Origin of the sequence: Pseudomonas typographi (assembly GCF_014694385.1) — a bacterium.
GTDB lineage: Bacteria > Pseudomonadota > Gammaproteobacteria > Pseudomonadales > Pseudomonadaceae > Aquipseudomonas > Aquipseudomonas typographi.
On sequence record NZ_JAAOCA010000131.1, the window covers coordinates 1 to 559 of the forward strand.

At 52.8% G+C, this 559-nt stretch carries 1 protein-coding gene and 1 pseudogene; both read left to right on the top strand.

Annotated elements, in window-relative coordinates; genetic code table 11:
* On the top strand, positions 1 to 380 hold a 380-nt coding region (locus tag HAQ05_RS28045), incomplete at its 5' end, for a hypothetical protein (protein WP_190427683.1).
* Between the two features lie 33 nt (positions 381 to 413).
* A pseudogene (locus HAQ05_RS28940) lies at positions 414 to 559 on the top strand (phage tail protein); the annotation flags it as partial.

The following is a 559-nucleotide window of genomic DNA, read 5'->3' on the forward strand; positions in this document are numbered from 1 at the left end:
TGCAGGTATTCAACGCGACAGGCAGCCTAGTTTTCGACGCGCTGTATCCGTATCTAAATCCGACGCAGATATACCAAGATACCAGCGGTGCCCTCATCGGTTCTAATGTCACGCTCACCGGGGATGCTGGAAAGACCTATGCGGTAGTGCAGAACTATATGGCGCTGCTGCAATATGTAGGATGGGAAGACCCAAGCGGTGCTGTTGGTCCTAGTACAACTTACAACGTTTCAATGGAAGGCAGCGTTGCAAAGTTTACCTCGGCGAATACTCTGGTTCTCAGCACGTTACAAATATACTACGCAATAACCGGCGCAGTGTCGTACAGCGGCGGGGGCGGTACAGCCTGTTATCTAATGGTTGACGTTACCGGCCTGTAATTAACCCCGCTAAAAAACCCTATTGGAGTAAATATGCCCTGGTACAGATCGGGCACGGTTTCGTGCACGCAAAATTCCACTACGGTGACCGGCACCGGTACCGACTTCGCGGCGAACAGCCGGGTGGGCGATGCCTTCCTTGGTCCTGACGGCAACTGGTATGAAGTGGCCAATATCGC